The organism is Pseudomonas fluorescens, assembly GCF_001307155.1.
Taxonomy (GTDB): domain Bacteria; phylum Pseudomonadota; class Gammaproteobacteria; order Pseudomonadales; family Pseudomonadaceae; genus Aquipseudomonas; species Aquipseudomonas helvetica.
In genome coordinates, this window is the sequence record NZ_CP012830.1 from 5,797,097 (window position 1) to 5,819,474 (window position 22,378).

Annotated in this window: 27 protein-coding genes; 16 read left to right on the plus strand and 11 right to left on the minus strand. The window is 57.1% G+C overall.

The genetic code is table 11. The features are described from left to right. The first annotated feature begins 2 nt into the window (after positions 1–2). The gene (locus tag AO353_RS26455) at positions 3–860 is read left to right on the plus strand and encodes a phosphoadenosine phosphosulfate reductase family protein (RefSeq protein ID WP_054597631.1); all 858 of its coding nucleotides are present in this window, start codon (positions 3–5) and stop codon (positions 858–860) included. Here the strand turns inward: AO353_RS26455 and AO353_RS30215 are convergent. The 4 genes from AO353_RS30215 to AO353_RS26475 form a co-directional block, all read right to left on the minus strand. After that, a complete protein-coding gene (locus AO353_RS30215; RefSeq protein ID WP_203226133.1) occupies positions 803–2,053 on the minus strand; it encodes an HNH endonuclease in 1,251 nt (416 codons plus the stop codon). The genes AO353_RS26455 and AO353_RS30215 overlap by 58 nt on opposite strands. 141 nt (positions 2,054–2,194) lie before the next feature. Further along, positions 2,195–2,389 carry an ECs_2282 family putative zinc-binding protein gene (locus tag AO353_RS26465; RefSeq protein ID WP_146016080.1) on the minus strand — a complete coding sequence of 65 codons (195 nt, stop codon included), beginning with the start codon at positions 2,387–2,389 and terminating at the stop codon, positions 2,195–2,197. Between the two features lie 107 nt (positions 2,390–2,496). Further along, positions 2,497–2,730: a hypothetical protein gene (locus AO353_RS26470; protein ID WP_054597634.1), complete on the minus strand. Its 234-nt coding sequence runs from the start codon at positions 2,728–2,730 to the stop codon at positions 2,497–2,499. Positions 2,731–2,784: 54 nt separating this feature from the next. After that, complete coding sequence (locus tag AO353_RS26475) at positions 2,785–3,021, minus strand: hypothetical protein (RefSeq protein WP_054597635.1); 237 nt, start codon at positions 3,019–3,021, stop codon at positions 2,785–2,787. 77 nt (positions 3,022–3,098) lie between these two features. Between AO353_RS26475 and AO353_RS26480 the strand changes: the two genes are divergently transcribed. Further along, positions 3,099–3,581 (plus strand): hypothetical protein, encoded by a 483-nt coding sequence (locus AO353_RS26480; RefSeq protein ID WP_237142937.1) that lies wholly within the window; start codon positions 3,099–3,101, stop codon positions 3,579–3,581. Positions 3,582–3,814: 233 nt separating this feature from the next. On the opposite strand, the gene AO353_RS31160 is transcribed toward AO353_RS26480, so the two are convergent. Next, on the minus strand, positions 3,815–4,600 hold the full coding sequence (locus AO353_RS31160; protein ID WP_146016079.1) for a hypothetical protein: 786 nt from the start codon (positions 4,598–4,600) through the stop codon (positions 3,815–3,817). 134 nt (positions 4,601–4,734) lie between these two features. On the opposite strand from AO353_RS31160, the gene AO353_RS26485 reads away from it, so the two are divergent. From AO353_RS26485 to AO353_RS26510, 8 genes are all read left to right on the plus strand, one after another. Continuing rightward, positions 4,735–5,001: a hypothetical protein gene (locus tag AO353_RS26485; RefSeq protein WP_054597636.1), complete on the plus strand. Its 267-nt coding sequence runs from the start codon at positions 4,735–4,737 to the stop codon at positions 4,999–5,001. 4 nt (positions 5,002–5,005) lie between these two features. Beyond that, on the plus strand, positions 5,006–5,386 hold the full coding sequence (locus AO353_RS26490; protein WP_054597637.1) for an ASCH domain-containing protein: 381 nt from the start codon (positions 5,006–5,008) through the stop codon (positions 5,384–5,386). A gap of 43 nt (positions 5,387–5,429) precedes the next feature. Further along, on the plus strand, positions 5,430–5,678 hold the full coding sequence (locus AO353_RS26495) for a hypothetical protein (RefSeq protein WP_237142938.1): 249 nt from the start codon (positions 5,430–5,432) through the stop codon (positions 5,676–5,678). Further along, on the plus strand, positions 5,675–6,421 hold the full coding sequence (locus tag AO353_RS26500; protein WP_054597638.1) for a hypothetical protein: 747 nt from the start codon (positions 5,675–5,677) through the stop codon (positions 6,419–6,421). Before AO353_RS26495 ends, AO353_RS26500 begins: the two co-directional genes overlap by 4 nt. 50 nt (positions 6,422–6,471) lie before the next feature. Beyond that, positions 6,472–6,642, plus strand: a complete 171-nt coding sequence (locus AO353_RS31430) for a hypothetical protein (RefSeq protein ID WP_173859999.1) — start codon at positions 6,472–6,474, stop codon at positions 6,640–6,642. A gap of 74 nt (positions 6,643–6,716) precedes the next feature. After that, the gene (locus AO353_RS31740; protein WP_237142939.1) at positions 6,717–7,058 is read left to right on the plus strand and encodes a hypothetical protein; all 342 of its coding nucleotides are present in this window, start codon (positions 6,717–6,719) and stop codon (positions 7,056–7,058) included. Then, the gene (locus tag AO353_RS26505) at positions 6,959–8,092 is read left to right on the plus strand and encodes a tyrosine-type recombinase/integrase (RefSeq protein ID WP_237143009.1); all 1,134 of its coding nucleotides are present in this window, start codon (positions 6,959–6,961) and stop codon (positions 8,090–8,092) included. The genes AO353_RS31740 and AO353_RS26505 overlap by 100 nt, the downstream gene beginning before the upstream one ends. Before the next feature lie 20 nt (positions 8,093–8,112). Continuing rightward, complete coding sequence (locus tag AO353_RS26510; RefSeq protein ID WP_081013829.1) at positions 8,113–9,702, plus strand: ABC-F family ATPase; 1,590 nt, start codon at positions 8,113–8,115, stop codon at positions 9,700–9,702. Between the two features lie 71 nt (positions 9,703–9,773). Here AO353_RS26510 and pssA read toward each other — a convergent pair whose 3' ends face one another. Next, a complete protein-coding gene (gene pssA / locus AO353_RS26515) occupies positions 9,774–11,117 on the minus strand; it encodes a CDP-diacylglycerol--serine O-phosphatidyltransferase (protein ID WP_054597641.1) in 1,344 nt (447 codons plus the stop codon). 235 nt (positions 11,118–11,352) lie between these two features. On the opposite strand from pssA, the gene AO353_RS26520 reads away from it, so the two are divergent. From AO353_RS26520 to AO353_RS26530, 3 genes are all read left to right on the plus strand, one after another. Continuing rightward, positions 11,353–11,916: a TetR/AcrR family transcriptional regulator gene (locus tag AO353_RS26520; RefSeq protein ID WP_054597642.1), complete on the plus strand. Its 564-nt coding sequence runs from the start codon at positions 11,353–11,355 to the stop codon at positions 11,914–11,916. A 56-nt stretch (positions 11,917–11,972) separates the two neighbouring features. Beyond that, entirely contained in the window at positions 11,973–12,452 is a 480-nt protein-coding gene (locus tag AO353_RS26525; RefSeq protein WP_054597643.1) for a DUF1348 family protein, read from the plus strand. 130 nt (positions 12,453–12,582) lie between these two features. Then, complete coding sequence (locus tag AO353_RS26530) at positions 12,583–13,362, plus strand: TSUP family transporter (protein ID WP_054597644.1); 780 nt, start codon at positions 12,583–12,585, stop codon at positions 13,360–13,362. Here the strand turns inward: AO353_RS26530 and nudC are convergent. Both nudC and AO353_RS26540 read right to left on the minus strand, forming a co-directional pair. Continuing rightward, positions 13,330–14,160 (minus strand): NAD(+) diphosphatase, encoded by an 831-nt coding sequence (gene nudC / locus AO353_RS26535; protein WP_054597645.1) that lies wholly within the window; start codon positions 14,158–14,160, stop codon positions 13,330–13,332. The two genes, AO353_RS26530 and nudC, sit on opposite strands and share 33 nt — an antisense overlap. A gap of 6 nt (positions 14,161–14,166) precedes the next feature. Continuing rightward, positions 14,167–14,979: a crotonase/enoyl-CoA hydratase family protein gene (locus AO353_RS26540; protein ID WP_054597646.1), complete on the minus strand. Its 813-nt coding sequence runs from the start codon at positions 14,977–14,979 to the stop codon at positions 14,167–14,169. Between the two features lie 220 nt (positions 14,980–15,199). On the opposite strand from AO353_RS26540, the gene AO353_RS26545 reads away from it, so the two are divergent. Next, positions 15,200–15,634, plus strand: coding sequence for a YeeE/YedE family protein (locus AO353_RS26545; RefSeq protein ID WP_054597647.1), 435 nt, complete (start codon positions 15,200–15,202; stop codon positions 15,632–15,634). Between the two features lie 2 nt (positions 15,635–15,636). Next, positions 15,637–16,050: a DUF6691 family protein gene (locus tag AO353_RS26550; RefSeq protein WP_054597648.1), complete on the plus strand. Its 414-nt coding sequence runs from the start codon at positions 15,637–15,639 to the stop codon at positions 16,048–16,050. 64 nt (positions 16,051–16,114) lie between these two features. Here the strand turns inward: AO353_RS26550 and AO353_RS26555 are convergent, their stop codons facing one another. From AO353_RS26555 to AO353_RS26565, 3 genes are all read right to left on the minus strand, one after another. Then, the gene (locus tag AO353_RS26555; RefSeq protein WP_054597649.1) at positions 16,115–17,029 is read right to left on the minus strand and encodes a DHH family phosphoesterase; all 915 of its coding nucleotides are present in this window, start codon (positions 17,027–17,029) and stop codon (positions 16,115–16,117) included. A 263-nt stretch (positions 17,030–17,292) separates the two neighbouring features. Continuing rightward, a complete protein-coding gene (locus AO353_RS26560; RefSeq protein WP_054597650.1) occupies positions 17,293–18,576 on the minus strand; it encodes a Zn-dependent hydrolase in 1,284 nt (427 codons plus the stop codon). A gap of 129 nt (positions 18,577–18,705) precedes the next feature. Then, complete coding sequence (locus AO353_RS26565) at positions 18,706–20,193, minus strand: NCS1 family nucleobase:cation symporter-1 (RefSeq protein WP_054597651.1); 1,488 nt, start codon at positions 20,191–20,193, stop codon at positions 18,706–18,708. A 622-nt stretch (positions 20,194–20,815) separates the two neighbouring features. On the opposite strand from AO353_RS26565, the gene hydA reads away from it, so the two are divergent. Beyond that, the gene (gene hydA, locus AO353_RS26570; protein WP_054597652.1) at positions 20,816–22,255 is read left to right on the plus strand and encodes a dihydropyrimidinase; all 1,440 of its coding nucleotides are present in this window, start codon (positions 20,816–20,818) and stop codon (positions 22,253–22,255) included. Positions 22,256–22,378: the final 123 nt, after the last annotated feature.

Here is a 22,378-nt window from a genome sequence, read left to right on the forward strand (position 1 = left end):
CTATGTCTCCCTACAAATTGTCCGGGACGACGGTCGTCAGCTTTTCCGGTGGCCGAACCAGTGCCTTTATGTTGCGCCAGGTGCTGGATAACAACGAAGACCAGAGCGATCTGGTCGTCACCTTCGCCAACACCGGTAAGGAACACCCCGCCACGCTCGAGTTTGTCCGGGAGTGTGCCGAGCGCTGGGCTGTGCCGATTGTATGGCTTGAATTCCGGGACAATGAAGCCGGATTTGAGGTCGTTGACTTTGCCAGCGCCAGCCGCCAAGGCCAGCCGTTCGAGGCGCTGATTCGAAAACGGAAGTACCTGCCCAACCCGGTAACCAGGTTTTGCACCATCGATCTCAAAATCAGGATCATTCACAAATACCTGCGCAGCCGAGGTCTGTCGACCGAACAAATGCCGGTGGACATGATGACCGGCATCCGCGCCGATGAGCCCCGTCGTGTGGTGAAGATCCGGAGCCGGAAGAGCACCAGCGAAAGCAAGTGGGCCACGATGGTGATGCCCCTGGCAGACGCGAGCGTCGGCGTGCAGGACGTGACGGACTTCTGGGCAAGCCAACCATTCGACCTAATGCTGCCGACGATCAACGGCCGGACGCTAGAAGGTAACTGCGACCTGTGCTTCCTGAAAGGCGCCAAACAGGTCTATTCGATCATCGCCAGCGACCGCCCCAAAGGCTACTGGTGGGCCCGCATGGAAAGCTCGGTGGTATCCGGTGGAAAGTTCACCGGTGATGGCGCGAGGTTCCGCAGTGACCGCCCCAGCTATCAGCAAATGCTCGACTACTCAGATACTCAATTCGACATGTTCGCGGAACACGATGAGGCAATTGTCTGCTTTTGTGGCGATTGAGCGTCTTTAAAGACAACCGATCTATGGTGTTTCAAATACTTTCTCTGCTCATTGTTAAAGCTTCCCGCACTGATATTAGGGTTCAAGCTCCAAGCTGAGACTACGGTCCTAGCAGTAAAAGCAACAAGGAGGTCACCATTATCCTGGAAAGATATCCAACCCCGATCGAACAACCTGTCGACGTGTGGTGCCAGCATCAGACCGTTATTCCCGTCCAAGCGCTCGGCGCTGCTGCAGTCCTTCCAAGGTTTAATATGGCTGGCAATAAGGAAGCTCTGATCATTAACCCCCGTGAGACGGCACTGAGGTTCGAGCGCCAAAACGCGCTGCCGAAACACGCCCTGTCCACGGCGAGAGCGAATCAGCTGCTCCTTCTCTGTTTCGGGAATATTCTCTGCGGTCTGAATGTCATTTTCGGCTACATCTGTCTCGATCTGTTGCTCAAGGTCCTGAATGGCTTGAACTACATCAGGACTGCGCTGGCCGGCGATATCAAGGATCAGTCTGCCCAACTCAGAAGAAATGGCTGCCAGGTAGCAGCCTTGGTTGCCGTTACCGTTTACTTGTAGAGGAGAGCTCTTCTTCGGCAGCAGTGGCTGTATATGTTCAATATGGGCTTTAGGAGAAACCGGAAACGGTAGAGCTGCCCATTCGATCGGCACCAACCAACCGTTGTTAGCCCAGTTGGCGCCCGCCTGTCCAAACTCCTCAGGCTTCACTGTCTCTGAATAGTGTTGGGTTGCAACACCGATCGCTTTGATTTTCCCGTCGGCGTAGGACACAACAACATCGCAAGGCTGAACCAGGGTCAAGTTGTCATATGTCCTATTACGCGCTCCATTTTTATTGGCCTTTGGCGACCAAATGTAGCCGCCTTCGAACTCTGACTTGAAGGTCTGCTTGTGATTGACCCACCAGAAACGCTGCGCTGGCTTTGTCGAACCATTTGAGGTGCGCTGAAAAACGACGACTTCATTCACCCGGTCAATTGCCTCGCACTCCCATCCCGCCGCAATCCATAGGTGAGCCCACGAGTGACTGTCCTCTGTTCGTGAGTTCCCCCACCAAGCGTCATGGTTTCTTGCACTGGGTGGCAATCCATCGACTAAAATATCGATTTGCTCAAATGTCAGTTTAAGGGAGTCTTGGGGCTGGACTCTTAGAAAGTCTGCTAAGGGCGCGTATTTGCTCACTGCTCACCTCCATGTTTGAGGTTGGGAGCATATTGATACCACTACCCGACCGCAACAGCGTCAGTCCACCGCTGATGGCAGCGCTGGCCCGTGCAGCGATCCCCATGGCAGATGACTGAGCGGCAGGCGGCTGCATCTTAACTAACGCAGTTTTAAAGCCGATTTGATGGCTTTTTCAGCGATTTTTTTTGCCTGATCTTCAATGTCGCGTCGAGTCATAACCCTTTTGCACTTTGAGCACTCGGCGCCCACAAGGTCATCAATACTCCTGACCGGCTTTTTGGTTTCAAACTGTTCAGATCCACAACGGCATTTGAAAGGGACATTTGCGCTCATGAGGCCTCCGTTCTGACTTTTTGATTCCTGAAAGCAAACCATAGCTCACAGCCTCATGAACTGCTCTTCACACCGCCAAACGAATTATTCCCGCGCCCACAGAAAACCTATAGGCCTCGTTCAGCAACCTTCTTGGCCCCCAGCTCCCGGCCCGCCACCTGCGCCAGCCCGCGGTCAGCGAAAGTCTGGTCACCGGCCACAACCGGAATCACCACCTCATCAACGCGTTTCACCTCGACGTTGATCCGCCAGACCTCCTGGCCGCTCTCCAGTGTTTCGCACTCCATGTAGTTCCAGAGCCGAAATCCTTCGTGCTCGTCATAAATATCGTGCTTGGTCATGTGGTGATCTCTTTGAGGTGACCGCATCGTAGCACCTCAAAAGGATTGGGCGGGTCAGCGTCCAAGTAACCTAGTAGCAAGATCAATACCGCACTTTCGTGCGTCGTCAAATGTAATCCAGGCGCCAAGCTCTTCGCCAATCCTCGTGTAGCGTCCACATTCATTGAGCCAGACGATAATGACTCGTTGCGTCGAACTACCCGGCTCGCCCCAAATGAAGTCGATCGTTGCTTTCCTACCATTCGGATGAACGTAGTCCACGGGATGCGGCCTTTCGTTGACTAAGTCCATGTTGGTCTCCGGCCTAGTGCAGATCATCAATTAATAGCCCACTTCTAACCCTCACGCTACATCAGCGAGGAGTCCCCATGCCCACAGAAAACAAACCGGCCGAGCCGTTGAAGGTCGAGCGCTCGACAGTCACGAAGCTGGTGATCACAGGTGCGCTGCGGCTCGACCCGATCACCGTATTCCTCGAGGACTTCGGGCGTCGCGACTGCCCAACCGAGTCCAATCCGAACTACCAGACCGCCCAGGGCAAGATCACGATCAACTGCTGGGACAAGAGTTGGAACGCTTACTGGGGCGGAATGGGGCCGCGCACCGTCGCAGAGTTCGTCGCCGACTGCGGTTGGGACTACGTCCTGAACTGCTTGGATCGCAGTATCAGTTCCACTGTCTTCAGCGGTGACGCGCTGCACACCCTGGCGAAGAAGTGCATCGTCCAGCGCCGTCGGCAGCAGACCGGGCGCCACGACTGGGATCTGGGCGAGCTGAGCAAAGGTGAAGCCTGCGAGCTTTGGCATGACATCGATGCTCTGCGCAGCATCGAGACGCCCAACGAGACATGACACCACGACAAGATCCTCACCGAGCTGTTCGGCGAGGAGTGGCACTACCCGGTAGGTGACAAAGCGGTCGAGGAGAACTATCAGCTCACCTATCTGCACCGCGCTGTCGAGGCGGTGCAACAGGCACTGCGCCAGGAGCGACAGCAGGTGGCCGCATGAGGCGCATCTACCTCAGCGGGCCAATGAATGGCCTATCAGACGATACAAACCACCCCGACTTATCAGCCTGTATATCAATTGGTCTCAGATGGAAATATATGGTAAAAAAAATTATTCCCCGATGGAGTAATTAGTGTTTCAGGTCCATTGTACTCTTGACTCATCCTTGCCTCCTCATATTGATATCCGTCGTGAAGCACTGAATAATCAGGTACAGAAACATCTAACCAAGGATCATTGAGTGGAGATGGTTTGACAAAATTTCCGTCACTATCAGATTTTACCCCTCCATAATCTTGGGTATAACGAGCCAACTCCATGGCTAACTCCTGGTTTTCTAGCATCATTGATCTAAGGCGCCCCATATCAACTATGATCTTTTCATGCGCACCTTTTAAACAAGCTTGAACATGACAACACATCGAAGATAGCGTTTCACTACTCCGAGGAAATGAGACAATCTTATTAGACACCGTTATAGAGCAAGGAATGTTAAATTTTTCCTCTTCATGCCTCATAAAAAACGTTAGTATTTTTGGGAGCACCTCATGAAAATCGTCATGAGCAACAAGTTTATTTCTAACCAAAATCAGGTGATTATGCATACCCTCAGAATAGCCTTCTACTTTCTTTAGCTGCCTGCTCGGATAAGTAAATTTTGAACCATCAAAATCAGAAGTTAGAAAAGGTTTTGCATACCTAATCACCGACCAATAAAACAAAGAGGGAAGTATGACATGATCTTCTTCCCCCTCCAGCTTTAACATTCGATCAAGCCCCATCACCGACGCATTAAAGTTCTGAAAAGCTTTTATACCAAGCCGACAATCTCGCAGCACTCTTTCATACTCTTCTTTCATAGATCGCGCTCTCCATTAGAAGCTTCAGCAATTATGCTCACACCGAATATATCAGGCTGAAGCAGCACTGCAACTAGACCACAGTAACTCCCTCCCCTTTCAAAGTCAGCCGCTATAGCGGCAAAGGAACAGTCATGCCTGAAGAAAACGTACTGAAGTGCTATGCCGTCGGCGATTGCGATTTTGTCGCCGCCTACGACGAAGCCGGCTCCATTGCTGTACTGGCAAACACGAACGGTGATGAGCCGATCAACTATGCAGCTTGGGACGTTGAACTGGTCAGCGAGGAAGAGCTCGACAAGCCGTGGTGCAATGAAGATGACCGCACCAAGATCATTGGCAACCTGCGTGAGTGGCTGGCAGCAGCAACCGAACCAACCTGGCTTGCCGGGACGGAGTGACGAAATGAAAACATTGTCTATCCGCCAGCCCTGGGCTTGGATGATCATCCACGGCGGCAAGGACGTCGAGAACCGAAGCTGGCACACGAAGTACCGGGGCAGGCTCTTGGTGCACGCGGCCAAGGGTATGATCCAGCAGGAGTACGCCGACGCAGCGGTTTTTGCTGACCTTGAGTGCGGCGTAAAGATCCCTCCATTCAACGAGCTACAGCGCGGCGGCATCATCGGCTCAGTTGAGCTGGTGGACAGCGTGGGCAATTGTCTTTCCCCTTGGTATATGGGGTCGGTGGGGTTCCTTCTGCGCGACCCGAAGCCTTTACCGTTCGTGCGGCTGAAAGGTCAGCTCAACTTCTTCGAAGTTCCTGACGAACTGGTGACGCCATGATCGCCCTCGCCTATATGGCCTGGCTCATCTACACGGGGCCACGATGATGAATACCTACCGGCACACCTTCGCAGCCGTCTGCCCGTCAGATGGTGAATTGATCATCTACCGACTGGAAGTGCGCTCGCCAAAGATGATCTGGGTCGAACACATCAAGGCGGCTACAGCGATTATCAAAGAAGGCTGGCACGAACAGATCGCCGATCGTCTGGCTGAGGACATTGGCGGCGATCAAACCCTCATCGCCACGCACCAGGGCGTCGAGATCGAAACAGTGAGGCTCAGCGGATGATTCATTACCACGGCTTGCCGATCACCCCAGAGACAGCGGCAGCCGCGGCAATCGGTGGCGGCCACGCCTTTGTGAGTTTTAGCGATCCTCGGCAACTCGCACTGGCGGCGCAGGTTTGCCAGTCGTTTGCCATCGACAACGGCGCGTTTTCTGCCTGGAAACAAGGAAAACCCATCACCGACTGGCAACCCTTCTACCGCTGGGCAGCGGACGCGAAGTTGATTCCAGCATGCGACTTCGCCGTGATACCCGACGTGATTGACGGTGACGAGAAGGCCAACGACGCATTACTCGAAGACTGGCCACTGCCTCGATGGTTTGGCGCTCCGGTTTGGCACATGCATGAAAGCCTAGAACGACTAGAGCGTTTAGCCAGCGAATGGCCAAGAGTTTGCATCGGCAGCTCAGGCGATTACTCGCAACCGGGCAGCGCCGCTTGGTGGGTTCAAATGGGAAAAGCCATGCGGGTAGTTTGCGACGATGACGGCCGTCCCATGTGCAAGCTTCACGGCTTACGGATGCTTGACCCGGCAATCTTTGGCCACCTTCCGCTCTCCAGCGCCGACAGCACGAACATTGGCCGGAACATAGGCATCGATCAGGCTTGGCGCGGGACGTACTCACCGCCGACCAAGGAGGCTCGAGCTTCCGTGATGCGCAGCCGCATCGAGTCGCACAATTCGCCACCACGCTGGACCTACAACATCCCTGAAGTCGCGCTAAGCCAAGGCGCACTGCTCTAACCCCTCTTCCACCTACCAGCCTGCCGGTGAACGGCGGGCGAGGAACACTCATGCCCAAAGAACAGAAAGTCCAATGCACCCGCTGCCGAAACAAGCACCTGCACAGCGACCGCACAAGCATGCCGAATGCCACAATCAGCGGCATGCGTGACTTGGTCTGCCCGCGCTGCAACTGCCGCAACTACTACAGCCTGGATGCCGACGGCAAACGCTCGGCGTAACCCTCCCCACCTTCTGCCGCCACGCGCGGCATGGAGAACCATTACCACCCCAAAACGGGGTAGAGGAAAACATCATGGGTGCAGCAGAAAACCTTGCCCAGGAATACGAAGACAAAGTCCCCGAGGAAAAGATGGCCGAGCTACTCGGAATCACAAAGCGCGCCCTTGAAGCGAAACGCGGTCGCGGACAGATCCCTCTTGGGGTCTGGAACAAGATCAACAGCCGGATTATTTACAGCAGACGGAAGTATGACGAATGGCTCGAGAACCAATGGATTTACCCACCGGAGTGGAAATTTTCCGCAAATCACTCCGAATTCGCTTCACCTGGAACGGTGAGCGACGGAGCGAAACGCTCGCCTATCCCACGACGCAGAAAGGGATTAAAGCTGCATCCCAACTTAGAGATCAAGTAATTGGCTTGATCAAGTTAGGACTGATGGATGACGCGAAGTACGCCGAGCTTTTTCCTGGCTCAGTAGCATCCGCTGGAGGGGTAGTGTCTTTCGGGGAATACGCCCAGTTGTGGCTGGACGGGAGGGAGATCGAGGCAGGCACGCGCATCAACTACAAGGGCGCGCTTAACCTCTACTGGATGCCTTATCTGGCACTGACTAGGCTCGATATGATTACAACCATGAGCCTACGCCGGATCATCGGCGATATCGAATGGTTTTCACCGGACGTGAAGCGCAATGCGCTGGTGCGACTGCGGACGATTCTGGAGGCGGCAGTAAAAGAGGGGCTGATCGCCAAAAATCCGGCTGAGCTGCTGGACGTGCCAAAGCGTAAGAAAAAGGAGCCCGACCCCTTCACCCTTGCCGAAGCCAATCTGATCGTTGATCACCTTTACCAGGTCGAACATTGGCCAAGCAGTATTTTTGCGGCGTTTTTCGAGTTCGCATTCTTCACCGGCTTGCGGTTACAAGAGGCGATTGCTCTTCGCTGGGATGCTGTCGACATCCCGAACCGCCAGGTCCATATCTGCAGGGCCAGCGCTGAGCGGGAGATCAAAGAGCGCACAAAAACGAAGAAGGATCGTTTCGTTCTGCTCAATGAGCGAGCGTTACATGCGCTCGACTTCGCTCAAAAATATGCGGATCGCCGGCTAAAAGGTGCTGGTGCTCTTACAGAGCTGCCTTATGTCTTTCCTCCGTCCAAGATGAGCGAGTACATCAAACAAACCTCAGACCTACACCATCAGTGGCGCCCCGCCCTGGAAAAGCTGGGTATCCGCTACCGCCCGCCATATAACTGTCGTCATACGTATGCGACAATATGCATAATGTCTGGCATGAACCCCGCATTCATATCACAGCAGCTCGGCCATAGCGTGCAGATGTTGCTGTCGACCTATGCCCGCTGGATAAACTCAAGCTCCGATTGGAGCGAGCTGGAAAAACTGAAAATTGGTATCAAATCGGTATCAGCAGAACCCAGCCTCAGCTAAGTTATTGATAGGTAAGCTCTTTGATCTCCACAGCAAATATCACGATGCAGTTCGGCGCCAAGCCGTTGTTCGAGAACGTTTCGGTCAAATTTGGTGCGGGTAACCGCTATGGCCTGATCGGCGCCAACGGTTGCGGCAAGTCGACCTTCATGAAAATCCTCGGTGGCGACCTTGATCCGTCCGGCGGTCAGGTCATGCTCGAGCCGAACGTACGTCTGGGTAAGTTGCGCCAGGACCAGTTCGCCTACGAAGAATTCAGCGTTATCGACACCGTGATCATGGGTCACGAAGAGCTGTGGAAGGTCAAGGCCGAGCGCGACCGCATCTACTCGCTGCCGGAAATGACCGAAGAGGACGGCATGGCCGTCGCCGAGCTTGAAACCGAATTCGCCGAGATGGACGGTTACACCGCCGAATCGCGCGCCGGTGAACTGCTGCTGGGCCTGGGTATCGGCATCGAGCAACATTTCGGCCCGATGAGCGAAGTTTCGCCAGGCTGGAAACTCCGCGTTCTGCTGGCTCAGGCACTGTTCTCCGATCCGGAAGTGCTGCTGCTCGACGAACCGACCAACCACCTGGACATCAACACCATCCGCTGGCTGGAAAACATTCTGACCCAGCGCAGCAGCCTGATGATCATCATCTCCCACGATAGACACTTCCTGAACAGTGTCTGCACCCACATGGCCGACCTGGACTACGGCGAGCTGCGCCTGTTCCCGGGCAACTATGACGAGTACATGACCGTGGCGACCCAGTCCCGCGAGCAACTGCTCTCGGACAACGCCAAGAAGAAAGCACAAATCTCGGAACTGCAATCGTTCGTCAGCCGCTTCTCGGCCAACGCCTCGAAAGCCAAGCAGGCTACTTCCCGCGCCAAGCAGATCGACAAGATCCAGCTGGCCGAGGTCAAGCCTTCGAGCCGCGTCAGCCCGTTCATCCGTTTCGAACAGAACAAGAAGCTCCATCGCCAGGCGGTCATCGTCGAGCGCATGGCCAAGGGCTTCGATGGCAAGACCCTGTTCAAGGACTTCAGCTTCAACGTTGAAGCAGGCGAACGCGTGGCGATCATCGGCCCGAACGGTATCGGTAAAACCACTCTGCTGCGTACCCTGGTCAATGAATTGAGCCCGGATGCCGGTAGCGTGAAATGGACCGACGCCGCAGAAATCGGCTACTACGCACAGGACCACGCTTCGGATTTCGAAGATGAATCCAACCTGTTCGACTGGATGGGTCGCTGGACTCAAGGTGGCGAGCAACTGGTCCGTGGCACCCTGGGCCGGATGCTGTTCTCCAACGACGAGATCCTCAAGTCGGTCAAGGTCATCTCCGGTGGTGAGCAAGGTCGCATGCTGTTCGGCAAGCTGATCCTGCAAAAGCCGAACGTGCTGGTGATGGACGAACCGACCAACCACTTGGACATGGAATCCATCGAAGCGCTGAACCTGGCGCTGGAAAACTACCCGGGCACGCTGATCTTCGTCAGCCACGACCGCGAGTTCGTATCGTCGCTGGCCACTCGAATCATCGAGCTGAGCCCAAGCGGCGTGATCGACTTCAGCGGCACCTACGATGACTACCTGCGTAGCCAGGGCGTGGTGTTCTAAGTAGCCTTAAGCTTCAAGCTGCGAGCGTCAAACAAAGCCCCGTCCATGTGACGGGGCTTTTGTGTTTTTGGCTACAGGATGCGATAGAGCAAGCGCTCAATCCGTACCCGGCTGACCCGACGCAGAAACTTGCTCACTGCCGGCGGGTATTCAAGCAAGGTTTCCAGCTGCTGATAGCGCTCGATGCGGCGGGTGTTGTGGAAAATTTCCGCCAGCTCACTGCGACGGGGTTCCTGCAACTCACCTTTCGGGTCGTCGATCAGCAAAGCGTTTTCCAGGTCCAGGCGGAAGGCACGCGGGTTGAGGTTGTTGCCGGTCAACAAGGTGTAGCGTTCGTCGACCCACATGCCTTTGAGGTGATAGGTGTTGTCACCGTCGCGCCACAGATGCAGGTTCAACTGACCGCTGTCGATCACCCGCTGATGCCGCTTGGCGAAGCGTCGCAGGCTGATTTCATAGAGGTACGGTAACGCGGCAATGACCTTGAACGGCTCGCTCGGCGGAATGTAGAAGTCGTTGGCAGTCTTGTCGCCGACAATGATGTCGATCTTCACCCCGCGTGCCAGCGCCCGATTGATTTCACGGGTCACCGGCAACGGCAGGTTGAAATACGGTGTGCAAATAGTCAGCTGATGCTGGGCGCTTGCAATCAACTCACAGATCACCCGGCTCAACGGGTTGTTTTTACCGACCCCGAGCAGCGGACTGACTGTCAGACCACCCTTGTCCAGCGTACCCGCCGTGGTGTCATACACCGCGTGCTTGAGTCGACTGCGCAGGTCACCGATGTCGCTACGCAGACTGCGGGTGGTTGGCAGGTTTGGCACGTCAAGACGATGCACGGCTTTAGAGGCGATCAACCCGTGCTGCACCAGGTGCTGCATGGAATCGGCCAGTGCCCGGTTGCGCAGCACGTGATAACGGTCGTAACGGTATTTGTCGAATTTATGCAGATAGACGTTATTCAGGCTGGCGCCGCTGTAGATCACGCAGTCATCGATCACGAAGCCTTTAAGGTGCAACACACCGAACAGTTCCCGGGTTTGCACCGGCACGCCATACACCGGCACTTCGCTGGCGTGTTCGCGAGTCTGCTGCTGATACCACGCCGAATTGCCCGGTTGTTTGCCGGCACCGATCAAACCGCGCTGCGCCCGTAGCCAGTCAACCACCACCACCACGTCCAGTTCCGGGCGCGCAGCTTTGGCGGCGTGCAAGGCATCGAGGATTTCCTGTCCCGCTTCGTCGTGCTGCAGGTAAAGCGCGACGATGTAGATGCGCTGTGTCGCCTGGGCAATTTTCTCCAGCAGGCAACGACGGAACTCGGCAGCACCAGAAAGAATGGAGACCGCATCGGCGGTCAGCGGAAAACTGCGCAGCTTGGGCAGTAGAGAGCGTTTGAAAAGCGACGGCATAGGGCTCGCAAAAGGTCGAATCCGAAGAACGCACGAGCTTACACCATGTGTGGCGAAGGGGCTTGCCCCCGTGGACTGCATAGTCGCCGAAAGTGCCGAAAATGTGGTTTTCCATTTGCCGCTTCCAGTATTTTTCAGGCCCGCTTCGCGGTCCAACGGGGGCAAGCCCCCTCGCCACAATAAATTATTGAATAGCGAGTTGACCAAGAAGAATGATCGTTCTACTCTTTGCCGCATGAACGAAATCACTCGCAACGACACACGCGACATCATTCTGGATGTCACCGAAAAGTTGATCTATAAAAGTGGTATTGCTGCCACGGGCATGGATCTCCTGGTGAAAACCGCCGGTGTCTCCAGAAAAAGTATTTACCGCTACTTTGCCAACAAGGAGGAACTGACTGTCGCGGCCTTGCAGCGGCGCGACGTGCGCTGGATGAACTGGTTCAAAAACGAAGTGAACAAGGCCCCGACCTCGGCCGAGCGACTTCTCAACCTGTTCACCGTGCTCAAGGGCTGGTTCGCCAGCGAAGGCTTTCGCGGCTGTGCCTTTATCAACACCAGCGGCGAAACCGGCGACCCGCAAGACCCGGTGCGCGTGGTGGCGAAGGAACACAAACAGAAACTGCTCGACTACGTGTGCGAGCTCTGTACCGAACATGGCGTACACGACCCGAAAGCGCTGGCCAAACAGCTGCTGATCCTGATCGATGGCGCCATTACCGTTGCACTTGTCATGGGCGATCACAGTGCCGCCGATAATGCGCAATGCATGGCGCGAAAGTTATTGGACCTGTAACTGTTCAAGCAAGATCAACTGGCTGTTTTGACACTCACTTTCCCTGGAGACTTTAAATGTCATCTAATGCCGAAGTTCGTCCGCCACTTCCACCATTCACGCGCGAGTCAGCCATTGAAAAGATTCGCCTGGCCGAAGACGGCTGGAACTCCCGCGATCCACAACGGGTATCCCTGGCCTACACTCTGGACACCAAATGGCGTAACCGCGCCGAGTTCGCCAACAACCGCGAAGAAGCCAAGGCTTTTCTGACCCGCAAGTGGGCCAAGGAACTGGATTACCGGCTGATCAAGGAACTCTGGGCTTTCACCGGTAACCGTATCGCTGTGCGTTACGCCTATGAATGGCACGACGATTCGGGCAACTGGTATCGCTCGTATGGCAATGAAAACTGGGAGTTCGATGAGCAGGGGTTGATGTCCAACCGTTACGCCTGCATCAACGACATGCCAATCAAGGAAAGCGAGCGCAAGTTTCACTGGCCGCTGGGCCGGCGCCCGGATGATCATCCGGGCCTGTCTGACCTGGGCTTGTAACCCGGTTGTTGATCGTTCCCATGCTGCGTGGGAACGATCATGCCGGGTATTAGGGCGGTCGCAGGGGGCGGCGGTTATGGGTAAGATGGCGCCCCGCCTTGCCCTCTGCCCCGCCGAATAAGTCGACCTCATGCCTTTCGAACTCAGCGTAGACCTCACCACTCTGGCCATTTTGGCCATCGTCGCGTTCATTGCCGGTTTCATCGATGCGATTGCCGGCGGTGGCGGTCTGCTGACCACCCCGGCGTTGCTCACTGCCGGTTTGCCGCCGCACCTGGTGCTGGGTACCAACAAACTCAGCTCAACCTTCGGCTCGGCCACCGCCAGCTTCACCTTCTACCGACGCAAGCTATTCCACCCGCGGCAGTGGGTACACGCGATTATCGGAACCCTGGTCGGCGCACTGACCGGCGCAACCGTTGCGCACTACCTGCCGGCTGAATGGTTGAACAAGATGCTCCCGGTGATCGTCTTCGCCTGTGGCGTGTATCTGCTGTTTGGCGGCACGCCGAAAGCACCGTTGGACAGCAACGCGCCGATCAAGAAGAAGTGGCAGTCGAGCCAGGGTTTCAGCCTCGGCTTCTACGATGGCGTGGCCGGTCCCGGCACCGGCGCGTTCTGGACCGTGAGCAGCCTGCTGCTTTACCCCATCGATCTGGTCAAGGCCAGCGGTGTGGCGCGCAGCATGAACTTCGTCAGCAACATCGCGGCGCTGTCGGTGTTCATCTTTTCCGGGCAAGTGGACTGGATCATCGGCCTGAGCATGGGCCTGTCGGTGATGGTCGGCGCGTTCTTTGGGGCACGCACCGCCATCAGCGGTGGGGCGAAGTTCATTCGCCCGGTATTCATCACCGTGGTGCTGGGCTTGACCGTGCGTCTAGCCTGGCAACACTGGTTCAGCATGACCTAAGCGTCGCGCCACATAAATGTCGATCAGGTAGCGGGCAATCGAGCGCCCCGCCGGCAACGGCGGCAGCGCATGAATGTTGAACCACTGGGCGTCTTCGATCTCGTCGGCTTGCGGCACAATCTCGCCACTGGCGTATTCGGCATGAAACCCAAGCATCATCGAATGCGGGAACGGCCAGCACTGGCTGCCCAGGTACTGGATGTTCCTGACCTCGATCTGCACCTCTTCGCGCACTTCACGAATAAGGCAATCCTCGGCCGACTCACCCGGCTCGGCAAAACCCGCCAGGGTGCTGTAGACCCCCGGAACAAAGCGCGGCGAGCGCGCCAGCAGGATTTCGTCACCGCGGGTGATCAACACGATCATGCTCGGTGAAATCCGCGGATAAAAGCGCAAATCACAGGGTTCGCAGTACATCGCCCGCTCACGCGGAATCTGCGTCATGCGCTGGCCACAGTTGCCGCAAAACCGGTGCTCGCGCGCCCAGGTGCCGACTTGCGCGGCATAACCCAGCACTTTATAGACGGTGTGATCGCCATCGAGCATGAACGCCCGCAGGCCTTTCCAGTTACAGCCCGGCACCTCGCTGTGAGCCTTGAGCTCGAGCAAATACACCGGCTCACCGTCGAGATGACCGATGCCGTGTTCGGCGAGAATCGACAGGTCCTGTCGTTTCAGCCATTCCCGCGGAAACAGCGCGCCATTATCGTCGAACAAAAAACCTTCGGGGCTGCGGGCCACGGCCCAGCCGCCGGGCAAGTCGGTGTCGAGTACTGCAGTGGTCCAGCGTGAAGTCATGTGTGCTCAGTCCAGAAATTCGGGTTTCTGCTTGCTCATCGACGCCGCCATGGCGACCCGCAGGTCTGTGGATTGCAGCATCGCGGCGTTCCAGGTAGCGATGTATTCCAGGCCATCGTTGATGCTGTGATCGCGCATGTAGCTGATCATCTCTTTGGTCCCGGCAATCGCAATCGGCGATTTGGCAGCAATTTCACGGGCAATGCCCATCACCCCGTCCAGCAGGCTGGTCGTGTCCGGGTAGACCCGGTTGACCAAGCCGATGCTGCGCGCCTCTTCTGCGCCGAAGGTGCGACCAGTGTATGCCAGTTCGCGCAGCATGCCGTCACCGATGATCCGCGGCAAGCGTTGCAAAGTGCCGACATCGGCGGCCATGCCCATGTCGATTTCCTTGATCGAGAATTGTGCGTCTTCTGCCGCGTAACGCATGTCACAGGCAGAAATCAAATCGATGGCTCCGCCCAGGCAATAGCCCTGAATCGCCGCCAGCACCGGTTTACGGCAATTATCGACAGCGTTGAACGACGCTTGCAACGCCAGAATCTTACGCCGCAACAGGCGCGCATTGCGACCCGCGTCCTTGCCCATTTCATTGGCCACCGAAGCCAGCATCATCAGGTCGATGCCCGAAGAGAAATGCTTGCCGGCGCCGCTGATCACTACCGCACGGACTTCATCGGTGTCGTCGATCCACTGGAAGATCTCGATGATTTCAGTCCAGAACACCGCGTTCATCGCGTTGATCTTTTCTGGACGGTTGATCTGCACATGGGCGATGTTGTCGCTCAGTTCGACGCGAAAGGCTTGGTATTCGGACATGGCAGTGATCCTTGCTGGCGCTGAAAATAAGGCCAGAACTATAACAAGCCATCGCGTGTGGCTGTAGGCAGCGCATCGGCCAAAAACGGGACTGGAAGTCCGCAGACCTTGCAGGCGTCTACACCCGATTGGTTGCCTCCCCTTGGTCCGCACAAACGGACCTATGCTCAAGGTAAAAAGAGTGGTTAAGTGCCGCCCGTTACCCACCCGGAGAGTTGTCATGACGTTCGATTCGCTTCACTTCACCCCATGGTCCGCGTTGGCTGGAGGCGCGCTGATCGGTCTCGCCGCCGGTTTGTGGGTGGTCGCCAGCGGTCGTATCGCAGGCATCAGCGGGTTGCTGGGCAGCCTGCTGGGCCCCAGAGATTCGGCCTCGGGAGAAAAAGCCCTGTTCCTCCTGGGATTGCTAGCGGCACCTGTGTTGTGGATGCTGTTTTGGGGACCGCCAGGTATCGAGTTCAAGACCGGCGCCCTGGGCCTGATCGTGGCAGGGCTGCTGGTGGGCATCGGCACCCGCTATGGCGCAGGTTGCACCAGTGGTCATGGCGTATGCGGTGTTTCACGGCTTTCTCCGCGCTCGATCATCGCCACGCTGTGCTTCATGTCCACCGGCTTTATGACGGTGTTCGTCTTGCGCCATCTGCTGGGAAATTGAACATGAAAAAACTGACTGCGTTTATTGCCGGCTTGTTGTTCGGCATCGGCCTGTTACTGTCGGGCATGACCAACCCGGCCAAAGTGCTGGGGTTTCTGGACATCGCCGGACTTTGGGACCCTTCCTTGGCCCTGGTCATGATCGGCGCCATTGCCGTGGCGTGGGTGCCGTTTCACTGGGCCATGAAACAGAAAACATCCCTGCTGGGCTTACCCATGCAACTGCCGGTAAGCCGTGAACTGGATCGGCGCCTGATCGGTGGCAGTCTGCTGTTCGGCGTCGGCTGGGGCATTGCCGGTATGTGCCCGGGCCCGGCACTGGTGCTGCTGCCCACCGGACACTGGCAAGCCTGGGTATTTGTGATTGCCATGCTGGCGGGCATGCTCATTTTCAACGTCCTGCAGACCCGTCGTTGAGCCCGCGAATGTGTTGCGGCCCCGCCTGATCGCCCGGATTGGTCTTGAGCAGAAGCGTTTTCATTTAGCGGTTGAGCGCGAGCCCCATCGACAGTAGCTCTTTTCTGAGCAGTGGCGGCTCGACAACGACCAGCCCTGGCTGACAGTCGACCTGTAATAGGCGGCTAAGCTTATGTTGGCTGACCACGGGTTCGACCAGTAAGTAGCTTTTAGCCTCACCGATGCTGATGATGTTGAGTATCCAGTCATCCCCTTGTGCACTGAGCCATCGGCTCATCGCTGATCGGTGCTGTTGTACAAGAGCCTCGGCGTTCCAAACCGCCATCTGCGCAAACACCTGGGGCAAATTGCTCTGCGGCCGCATTATTTTCAGGTCCGCGACCAAAGCCACCGGCAAGTCGGCTTCAATCGCCGCCTGACATTCGAGAAAGTAACGCTCAGGCCAATCAGACGCCAACCCCGCTAGCGGCCTCAGAACCTCAAAGGCTCTGAGATCCTCATCAGTGCTGCGCAATCCGGTGAAACACAAGGTGTTATCCAGAATTGCCGTAGCCAGCAACGCCGCGCTCTGTGCGCTGATGTGAGGCAGCAAGCCCGAGCTTTCCCAGCGCTGGAAAACCTGAGTCGCTGCCGCGCCGATAGGCCGAATGTCAGCATTCGGCCCCAAGGTTTCGGCCCAATAGGCCTCGAAGCCAGGATGATGATCAATCACCTCCACCACCCGATCGAGCTTCACCATCGGGTCGAAGTAGTGATAGTCAGACACGTCCATTACCACGAACTCGTCATCGGCTCGCGGGATGTAATCATCAAAGTGTTTGTTCCACCCCAACACCGTTGCCGAGACACTGGCGTTGGGCTGTGCGCTGCTCACGGCCCTGGCATCGACGCCGGTAAGATTCAGCCATTCGGCATAAGCGATGCAGCACGCATAAGCATCGATATCCAGATAGGCCGAACCGGAGGTCACTACCCTCATGACAGGTCTACCGCCAGCCTGGGGTGTCGCTCACTTGGGCAAGGCAAGTCCAGGGCGTATGCAAATCCGTAAATCAACATCACATGTCCACATCCATATTCACATTACGTAACAGGGCGTCCACCCCGCTGCAGTTGTTACCTGATAATCAGGTCGCGCAGAATCTCACAGGGACATGACGTAAATGTGACAAAGCGATGGAATATTAAGTAAGTGCTCGAATGGGGAGAGGTCTTACCCCTCCCCCCATACGCGGCGAGACCTCAGGCCGCCAGTTCACCACTGGCAATCGCCGCCGAAGCTGCCAGCATCGCCCGCAACAACACCGCACAACCGGCCGCCAGGTCATCCGGTGTGGCGTTTTCGATTTCGTTGTGGCTGATGCCGCCCTCGCACGGCACGAAGATCATCCCGGCTGGCCCCAGCTCGGCGAGGAAGATCGCGTCATGCCCCGCCCCGCTGACGATGTCCATGTGCGACAGCCCAAGACCTTGTGCCGCACTGCGCACAGCCTCGACGCAGCCCTTGTCGAAATACAGCGGCGGGAAGTCGGCAGTTGGCGTCAGTTCATAAGTCAGGCCGTGCTCATCGCAGGTGCTGTCGATCACCTGCCGCACTTCCGCGATCATCGAATCCAGCCGGGCCGGTTCAAGATGACGGAAGTCCAGGGTCATGCGCACTTCGCCGGGGATGACGTTACGTGAACCCGGATAGGCTTGCAGACATCCGACAGTGCCACAGGCGTGAGGTTGATGACCGAGAGCGGTACGGTTCACGGCGGCGACGATTGCGGCGGCACCGACCAATGCATCCTTGCGCAAATGCATCGGCGTCGGTCCAGCGTGGGCCTCGACACCGCGCAGTTTCAGGTCGAACCACTTCTGCCCCAACGCGCCCATCACCACGCCGATAGTCTTGCGCTCGTCTTCCAGAATCGGCCCTTGCTCGATGTGCGCCTCAAAGTAGGCACCGACTGCGTGGCCACTGACCTTGCGCGAACCGGCATAGCCGATGGCGTTCAGCGCCTCACCCACGGTCACGCCGCTGGCGTCGGTCTTGGCCAGGGTTTCTTCAAGGGTGAATTTTTCGGCAAACACCCCGGAGCCCATCATGCACGGGGCGAAGCGCGAGCCCTCTTCATTGGTCCAGACCACCACTTCCAGTGGCGCCTCGGTTTCCACGCCCAGGTCGTTGAGGGTGCGCAGCACTTCGACCCCGGCCAGTACGCCAAAACAGCCGTCGAACTTGCCGCCGGTGGGTTGGGTGTCGATGTGGCTGCCGGTCATCACCGGTGGCAGTTGCGGATTGCGTCCGGCGCGGCGGGCGAAGATGTTGCCGACGGCGTCGATGCTCACCGTGCAGCCCGCCTCCTCGCACCACCTGACAAAAATGTCGCGGGCCTGGCGATCGAGGTCGGTCAGGGCCAGGCGACAGACGCCGCCCTTGACCGTGGCACCGAGTTTGGCCAGCTCCATGAGCGACTGCCAGAGCCGGTCACGGTCGATGTGCTGATGGCTGGACTGCAGAACGTCTACGGCAGCGTTCATGGTGATCTCCTTCAGGCTGATTTTTATAGTTCCCATGCTCTGCGTGGGAATTCATCTCTGGACGCTCTTGGGACGCAGAACGTCCCCGGCTGCATTCCCACGCAGAGCATGGGAACGATCACCCTTTTCCTATATCGAGGTATCGGCCACAGCCGTGTCGCTGCTACGCATCGTGCACAACCCGTAATACATCAGGCCACCAAGGGCCGAGCCGGTGAACCAGCCGTAGCTGTAGAACCAGCTGAAGGCATCGCTGCCCAGCGACAGCAAGGTCAACACCACCGGCACGCCGAAGGCGATGAAGCCGTTCCAGTTCCACGCCGGGTACACGTCATCGCGGTATAGGCCAGCAAGGTCCAGTTGTTGTTTCTTGATCAGGAAATAATCCACCACCATGATCCCGGCGATCGGCCCGAGCAGGCTCGAATAACCGAGCAACCAGTTGGAATAGACCGTTTCCAGGCTGACATTGGAGACAATCAGCCCAAGCTTCTTCAGCAGTTCGTGGCCCATCAGCGCCAGCCCTACCAGACCGGTCAACATCACCGCTTTGGTACGGTTGATGAGTTTGGGCGCAAGGTTCTGGAAGTCGTTGGTCGGCGAAACGATGTTGGCGGCGGTGTTGGTCGACAGCGTCGCGATAATGATCAGCGCCATGGCGAACGCCACCCACACCGGGCTCTGGATATGCCCGATCAGACTAACCGGATCAGACACGGTCACACCCACCAGTTTCGCCGACGCGGCAGTCATCACCCCCCCGAGCGAGGCGAACAGGAACATGGTCAGCGGCAAACCGAAAATCTGTCCGAGGATCTGGTCTTTCTGGCTTTTGGCGTAACGGCTGAAGTCCGGGATGTTCAGCGACAAGGTCGCCCAGAACCCGACCATCGCGGTCAGCCCGGCAAGGAAGTAACCGGTCACGCTGGCGCCTTCAGGACGTTTCGGCGGCTGGGCCAGCAACTCGGTCAGCGACACATTCGGCATGGCCCAGACCAGCAGACCCAGCCCCACCGCCACCAACAGCGGTGCCGAGAGCGTTTCCAGCCATTTGATCGACTCGGCACCGCGCAGCACCACCCACAGGTTCAGCGTCCAGAACATCATGAAGCCGATCACTTCGCCGGTGCCCCCGAGGGATTTCCAGCCCTCGAAAACCGAGCCGAGAAACAGGTGAATCGCCAGCCCGCCAAACATCGTCTGGATACCGAACCAGCCGCAGGCCACCAGCGCGCGAATCAGGCACGGCACGTTGGAACCGATCACCCCGAACGAGGAACGCAGCAACACCGGAAACGGAATCCCGTACTTGGTGCCCGCAAAGGCGTTAAGGGTCAGTGGAATCAGCACGATGACGTTGGCCAGCAGAATCGCCAGCAGCGCTTCGCCAACGCTCAGGCCAAAGTACGCGGTAAGCACCCCGCCAAGGGTGTAGGTCGGCACGCACACCGACATGCCGATCCACAACGCGGTGATGTGCCATTTGTTCCAGGTTCGTTCGTGCACCTTGGTCGGCGCAATGTCGTGGTTGTACCGGGGACTGTCGAGGACGTCGCTGCCGGCGTCCAGTTCGTACAACCCTTCGCGCTCGGTGACGTGCGATCTGTTCTGTTGCATGGCCGCTCCACTGTTTTTTTGATTATTTTGCTCATCGGGCTGGCCTGCGGTTAAACCACGAGCCGGACGATGGCCGGAGAACTTACGACTTTTACCGACCGGCCAAGGTGTCAGCGGCAGCAATCAATAAGCATGCCGGAGGCTTTGCTGACGACCTTTGCGCGTCGGTAAAATCCATGTAAACAACTGATGTTCATCAGTTTTATTCAAACAACAATCAAGCCCGCGAAGACTTGTCCGGGCACTCAGGCAAAATGCCGGGCAAGTTGTCCGAGCCGTCAGGGCTCAATCTGGTGCGTTACATTTATTTTGTATTTTTTCTGTCAGCCACAGGCGCACCTCAAATAGCTGATTTCACATAGGAAATCTTGACCATATTTCGATCCTGTCAAGTGCGTCAAAATGGTGAGAGACCTCACCATTTTGGTGATTTGCACTTTTAATCGTTTAATTTCAATAAGTTAATATCGATATAAGCTTATAAAAAATATTCTTGCCCAATCCTATATCTCCAGCTAGCGTTTATTCCTGACAGCGCTGACAGGAATACAACTTCCTTAGCCTGCTACATATAAAACACTTAGAACCGGCATAAGCCAGTCAAGCCTGCGAGGAACTCGGAATGTCTCTGTTGATCCGTGGCGCCACCGTTATTACCCATGATGAAAGTTATCGCGCCGATGTCTTGTGCGCCGACGGCGTGATCAAAGCCATCGGCAACAACCTCGATACTCCCGCCGGCTGCGAAGTGCTCGACGGCAGCGGCCAATACCTGATGCCCGGCGGCATCGACCCGCACACGCACATGCAATTGCCCTTCATGGGCACCGTGGCCAGCGAAGACTTCTTCAGCGGCACGGCGGCGGGTCTGGCGGGTGGCACCACGTCGATCATCGACTTCGTGATTCCCAATCCGCAGCAATCGCTGCTGGAAGCTTTCCATCAGTGGCGTGGCTGGGCTGAAAAATCAGCCTCCGACTATGGCTTTCACGTCGCCATCACCTGGTGGAGCGAACAGGTTCGCGAAGAAATGGCCGAGCTGGTCAGCCACCATGGGGTCAACAGCTTCAAGCATTTCATGGCGTATAAAAACGCGATCATGGCCGCCGACGACACGCTGGTCGCGAGTTTCGAGCGCTGCCTGGAGCTCGGTGCCGTGCCGACCGTGCACGCGGAAAACGGCGAGTTGGTCTATCACCTGCAACGCAAGTTGATGGCCCAGGGCATCACCGGGCCTGAAGCGCACCCGCTGTCGCGGCCGTCCCAGGTTGAAGGTGAAGCCGCGAGCCGGGCGATCCGTATTGCAGAAACGCTTGGCACGCCGCTGTACCTGGTCCACGTCTCGACCAAGGAAGCGCTGGATGAAATCACCTACGCCCGCAGCAAAGGCCAACCGGTCTACGGCGAAGTGCTGGCCGGGCATCTGCTGCTGGATGACAGCGTCTACCAGCACCCGGACTGGCAAACCGCCGCCGGTTACGTGATGAGCCCGCCCTTCCGTCCGCGCGGCCACCAGGAAGCACTTTGGCACGGCCTGCAATCGGGCAACCTGCACACCACCGCGACTGACCACTGCTGTTTCTGCGCCGAACAGAAAGCCGCTGGCCGTGATGACTTCAGCAAAATCCCCAACGGCACGGCCGGCATCGAAGATCGCATGGCGGTGCTGTGGGATGAAGGGGTCAACACCGGGCGCCTGTCGATGCAGGACTTCGTTGCGCTGACCTCTGCCAATACCGCAAAAATCTTCAACCTCTACCCGCGCAAAGGCTCGATCCGTGTCGGCGCCGATGCCGACCTTGTGCTGTGGGACCCGCAAGGTACGCGGACCATTTCCGCCAAGACCCATCACCAAAACGTCGACTTCAACATCTTTGAAGGCAAGACCGTGCGCGGCGTACCCAGCCACACCGTCAGCCAGGGTCGACTGGTCTGGGCCGATGGCGACCTGCGTGCCGAACGCGGTGCCGGGCGCTACATCGAACGCCCGGCGTATCCGGCGGTGTTCGATTTGCTGAGCAAGCGCGCTGAGTTGCACAAGCCGACTGCCGTGAAACGCTGACGCTACCCCTGTGGCGAGGGAGCTTGCTCCCGCTGGAGTGTAAAGCGCTCCCAAACCGGTCGATTGCGTCCTATCTGCGTGACGAGTTGTCTGGTTTACGGGCGCTACGCACCCGAGCGGGAG

Bases quoted from the DNA above. Each gene is read 5' to 3' on its own strand.
- AO353_RS26530 (WP_054597644.1), top strand. From the start codon at position 12,583: ATGCCTTTCGAACTCAGCGTAGACCTCACCACTCTGGCCATTTTGGCC.
- AO353_RS26555 (WP_054597649.1), bottom strand. From the start codon at position 17,029: ATGAGGGTAGTGACCTCCGGTTCGGCCTATCTGGATATCGATGCTTAT.
- AO353_RS26475 (WP_054597635.1), bottom strand. From the start codon at position 3,021: ATGGACTTAGTCAACGAAAGGCCGCATCCCGTGGACTACGTTCATCCG.
- AO353_RS26455 (WP_054597631.1), top strand. From the start codon at position 3: ATGTCTCCCTACAAATTGTCCGGGACGACGGTCGTCAGCTTTTCCGGT.
- AO353_RS26545 (WP_054597647.1), top strand. From the start codon at position 15,200: ATGACGTTCGATTCGCTTCACTTCACCCCATGGTCCGCGTTGGCTGGA.
- AO353_RS31430 (WP_173859999.1), top strand. From the start codon at position 6,472: ATGCCCAAAGAACAGAAAGTCCAATGCACCCGCTGCCGAAACAAGCAC.
- AO353_RS26565 (WP_054597651.1), bottom strand. From the start codon at position 20,193: ATGCAACAGAACAGATCGCACGTCACCGAGCGCGAAGGGTTGTACGAA.
- AO353_RS31160 (WP_146016079.1), bottom strand. From the start codon at position 4,600: ATGAAAGAAGAGTATGAAAGAGTGCTGCGAGATTGTCGGCTTGGTATA.
- AO353_RS26500 (WP_054597638.1), top strand. From the start codon at position 5,675: ATGATTCATTACCACGGCTTGCCGATCACCCCAGAGACAGCGGCAGCC.
- AO353_RS26520 (WP_054597642.1), top strand. From the start codon at position 11,353: ATGAACGAAATCACTCGCAACGACACACGCGACATCATTCTGGATGTC.
- AO353_RS26495 (WP_237142938.1), top strand. From the start codon at position 5,430: ATGATGAATACCTACCGGCACACCTTCGCAGCCGTCTGCCCGTCAGAT.
- AO353_RS26560 (WP_054597650.1), bottom strand. From the start codon at position 18,576: ATGAACGCTGCCGTAGACGTTCTGCAGTCCAGCCATCAGCACATCGAC.
- AO353_RS26540 (WP_054597646.1), bottom strand. From the start codon at position 14,979: ATGTCCGAATACCAAGCCTTTCGCGTCGAACTGAGCGACAACATCGCC.
- nudC (WP_054597645.1), bottom strand. From the start codon at position 14,160: ATGACTTCACGCTGGACCACTGCAGTACTCGACACCGACTTGCCCGGC.
- AO353_RS26465 (WP_146016080.1), bottom strand. From the start codon at position 2,389: ATGAGCGCAAATGTCCCTTTCAAATGCCGTTGTGGATCTGAACAGTTT.
- AO353_RS26480 (WP_237142937.1), top strand. From the start codon at position 3,099: ATGCCCACAGAAAACAAACCGGCCGAGCCGTTGAAGGTCGAGCGCTCG.
- AO353_RS26470 (WP_054597634.1), bottom strand. From the start codon at position 2,730: ATGACCAAGCACGATATTTATGACGAGCACGAAGGATTTCGGCTCTGG.
- AO353_RS26490 (WP_054597637.1), top strand. From the start codon at position 5,006: ATGAAAACATTGTCTATCCGCCAGCCCTGGGCTTGGATGATCATCCAC.
- AO353_RS26485 (WP_054597636.1), top strand. From the start codon at position 4,735: ATGCCTGAAGAAAACGTACTGAAGTGCTATGCCGTCGGCGATTGCGAT.
- AO353_RS26525 (WP_054597643.1), top strand. From the start codon at position 11,973: ATGTCATCTAATGCCGAAGTTCGTCCGCCACTTCCACCATTCACGCGC.
- AO353_RS31740 (WP_237142939.1), top strand. From the start codon at position 6,717: ATGGGTGCAGCAGAAAACCTTGCCCAGGAATACGAAGACAAAGTCCCC.
- pssA (WP_054597641.1), bottom strand. From the start codon at position 11,117: ATGCCGTCGCTTTTCAAACGCTCTCTACTGCCCAAGCTGCGCAGTTTT.
- AO353_RS26550 (WP_054597648.1), top strand. From the start codon at position 15,637: ATGAAAAAACTGACTGCGTTTATTGCCGGCTTGTTGTTCGGCATCGGC.
- hydA (WP_054597652.1), top strand. From the start codon at position 20,816: ATGTCTCTGTTGATCCGTGGCGCCACCGTTATTACCCATGATGAAAGT.